This window comes from Intrasporangium chromatireducens Q5-1 (assembly GCF_000576575.1).
In the GTDB taxonomy this organism is placed as follows: Bacteria; Actinomycetota; Actinomycetes; order Actinomycetales; family Dermatophilaceae; genus Intrasporangium_A; species Intrasporangium_A chromatireducens.
Genome location: NZ_AWQS01000339.1, coordinates 1 through 3,181 on the forward strand (window position 1 = coordinate 1; position 3,181 = coordinate 3,181).

Sequence of the window (3,181 nt, forward strand, 5' to 3'; positions counted from 1 at the left end):
TGCTCGGCATCGATGAGACCCGCCGCGGCAAGCCGATCTGGGAGCAGGACCCGGTCACCGGGCGGTGGCGGGTCAAGCACGACCGGTGGCACACCGCCATCGTCGACGCGGTCGGCACCGCCGGGTTGCTCGCGCACATCGAGGGCCGCACCGCGACCGCGGTCACGGACTGGCTTGCTGCTCAACCCGATTCGTGGAAGAGCCGCGTCACCCACGTCTGCATGGACCTGTCCGCCTCGTACGCCAAGGCGGTCCGTGATGCTCTCCCCGACGCGGTCCTGGTGGCCGACAAGTTCCACCTGGTCGCACTCGGGAACCAGATGCTCACCGAGGTGCGCCAACACGCCACCCGCGCCGCCCGCGGCCGTCGCGGCCGCAAGAAGGACCCGGAGTGGGCCGCCCGCCGCCGGCTGCTGCTCGGGCACGAGCGGCACACCAGCGAGGCGTTCACGAAGATGTGGAACGGCCTCGTCGAGGCCGGTGACCCCGGCATCGAGGTCCTGCACGCGTACGTCGTCAAGGAGCGACTTCGCGAATTGCTCGCTCTGCCGACGAGCGCGGACCGCGAGCACGTCTCGGACCGGCTCTATCGGTTCTACGCGCAGGCCGCCGCCATCGAGCTGCCCGAGGCGCACCGGCTCGCCGAGACCATCGAGGCGTGGTGGCCCGCCATCGAGGCCGCCATCAGGACCGGGTACAGCAACGCTCGCTCCGAGGGCTACAACCGGCTGGCAAAGCACGTCGGCAGGGACGCGTTCGGCTTCAGGAACCCCCTCAATCAAAGACGCCGTATACGGTGGTCCTGCACACGCCAGCACCGGCGGATGTCAGCCACGAAGACCGCGCTGCCCGGTTAACTTCGAAGAGCCGGCAAACGGTCGCAACCCGTCTCCCGACCGGCCGGCCGCCACGAAGCTGAGCTCGGCCGCGCCGTAGTAGTGCGAGACCGTCAACCCGCGGGCAGCCGCCGCAAGGGCAAGCCGCTCCGGCAGCGTCGCGCCGGCCACCACCACCAAAGTCCCTCGAGGTAGCTCAGCACCACGCAGCTCGAGCTGGGCCGGCGTCAGGCACGCATGCGTCGCCGCCGCGGGGTCACCCATGCGGGTGGCCCCCACCACCGCGGCATGCACCGCAGCAAACAACACCATGGTCGACCCGAGCGGCCCAGGCAGCCAGACCCGCGATCCCGCAACGACACCCGATAGTTCCGAATACGCGTCAAAACTCCCCCACCACGGCTGCGTCGAGCGCAGCACCCGACGCCCAGGACCGGTCGTCCCCGACGTACCGAGCGAGAGCGAGGCGCCGGCTCGATGCGCGGCCACGACAGCAGCAACCGGGTTAGCATGCCCCTCGGGACGGACGACATGCATTCACTCTCCTTGCCGGTCTGTCCCCCGCTGTCAGCACGGTAACCCCAGGGCGGAGTCTGCCGCTTGCCCATCCCATCGAGCATCTTCGGTGCTCTAAGCGTGTATTACAGGTGAGACTCGGCAACGTCGGCTCGCCGGCCACTCGGGCGCTGCACAACGCTGGATCGAGACTCAGTCCAGACGCGGCTCGTGCACGTGCTCGAGCCAGTCTCGACGCTCTGGGAACGGCAGGGCGACATACTCTTCCAAAGCGTCCCTAGCGGAGTCCGTGAGGCGTGCGCGGAAACTGGCATCGGTCTCGACCGTCAACGCGTCGGCCAGGGAGAGGTTGTAGCCGCGATGCAGCGCCCGCTTCGCCATGGCGACACCGTGGCGCGGTTTGCCGCAGATCTCTCGCGCGATGTTCTGGGCAGCCCCCAACGCGTCTTCCGCGCATGTGCTGAGCAACCCATAGTCCAGCGCTTCCTCTGGCTTGAGGACGCGGGCACGGAGCACGAGGTCGAGGGCCGTGCCGAGACCCACTACACGCGCCAGTCGCTGGGTCCCGCCGCCGCCCGGAATGATGCCCAGGGAGGTCTCACACAAGCCGTAGCGGTGGTCGCCAATCTGCCCGACTCGCAGGTCACAGGCGAGCGCGAGCTCGAAACCGAACCCCATCGCGTCGCCGTTGAGGGCGGCAATGACGGGCTGGTTCAGCTCCGACATGCCGCGAAGGATCCGGTTGAGTCGTTCGTTGCGGATCGGTCCCTTGTCGATGAACGTTTCGGGTGCGCGAACTCCGTCCAGGATTTCCTCTGCGCTGAAGTGTGTGATGAACTTGCCCGACACTCCGCCGCAGAGCACGATGACGCGGGCGTCCGAGCGGCGCCATCCAGCGACGAGGCCCTCCAGCTCGTCGATGGCCTGCTCGGTGTAGTAGTTCATGGGAGGGTTGCTGTATGTCGCTGTCAGGATTCCGTCGTGCAGCGCTTCCCGCCATAGTGTGGGCACGGTTCTCGCCTTCCTTCCTGTATCCGCTGTAGTCAGGACCGCGATCGCGCGTCGTCATCGATCACGACCAGAAGTGTTCCTTGGTTGGAACCATCGAAGAGGCTTAAGAAGGACTCAGGCAGTTTGTCGAATCCTTCTCGAATATCCTCACGGTGCTGCAAACGGCCCGTCGCGATCCACTCCCTGATCTGGGCGCGTGCTGGGTCAAACTCGGTGGCGTAGTCGCGCATTACAAAGCCGCGCACTGTGATGGCCCCGTAAATGAGACGCAACATGTCCACACTCGCCTCAGCTTTGCCCGCGCGGTCGTACTGTGCGATCTGCCCGCACACGACGACACGCGCGAAACGGGCTAAGTTGCCGAAAACCTCGGTGAAAATCGACCCCCCAACATTGTCGTAGAAGACGTCGACGCCCTCGGGGCATAACTCCGCCAGACGGTCAGCGACTCGCTCACACTTGTAGTCGATTGCTGCGTCGAGCCTCAGCCCATTGACGAGCCAGTCACATTTTTCGGAACCGCCGGCGATGCCCACTACGCGGCACCCGAGGATCTTGCCGATCTGTGCAGCAACCGACCCCGTCGAGCCAGCGGCCCCCGATACCACCATGACGTCTCCCGGCTGCGGCTGGCCGATCCTAGTGACGCCAAAGTATGCAGTCAGGGAGTTCAGTCCGAGCGGCCCGAGGGCCTCCATCAAGCTGATACCCGGAGCGACCAGCTGGACGTCCGTGGTGCGAGTGTCGACCACCGAGTAGTCCTGCCAGCCGGCTCGGGTGAGGATACGGGGCTCTTCGAAGTTAACCGGGCAGGTGTT

The 3,181-nt window shown here is 66.2% G+C and carries 4 protein-coding genes; 1 reads left to right on the forward strand and 3 read right to left on the reverse strand.

Annotation, left to right across the window (positions count from 1 at the left end; genetic code table 11):
- A partial coding sequence (locus N864_RS20590; protein ID WP_034721790.1) for an ISL3 family transposase occupies window positions 1-857 on the forward strand: 857 nt, incomplete at its 5' end.
- Here the strand turns inward: N864_RS20590 and N864_RS24875 are convergent.
- The 3 genes from N864_RS24875 to N864_RS20600 form a co-directional block, all read right to left on the reverse strand.
- Window positions 828-1,373: an acyl-CoA synthetase family protein gene (locus tag N864_RS24875; protein WP_155893038.1), complete on the reverse strand. Its 546-nt coding sequence runs from the start codon at window positions 1,371-1,373 to the stop codon at window positions 828-830. The genes N864_RS20590 and N864_RS24875 overlap by 30 nt on opposite strands.
- 171 nt (window positions 1,374-1,544) lie before the next feature.
- Window positions 1,545-2,363 carry an enoyl-CoA hydratase/isomerase family protein gene (locus N864_RS23845; RefSeq protein ID WP_276203111.1) on the reverse strand — a complete coding sequence of 273 codons (819 nt, stop codon included), beginning with the start codon at window positions 2,361-2,363 and terminating at the stop codon, window positions 1,545-1,547.
- A gap of 32 nt (window positions 2,364-2,395) precedes the next feature.
- A partial coding sequence (locus N864_RS20600) for an MDR family NADP-dependent oxidoreductase (RefSeq protein WP_034721793.1) occupies window positions 2,396-3,181 on the reverse strand: 786 nt, incomplete at its 5' end.

Excerpts from the sequence above, each read along its gene's own strand:
- N864_RS24875 (WP_155893038.1), bottom strand. The coding sequence starts at position 1,373 with ATGCATGTCGTCCGTCCCGAGGGGCATGCTAACCCGGTTGCTGCTGTC.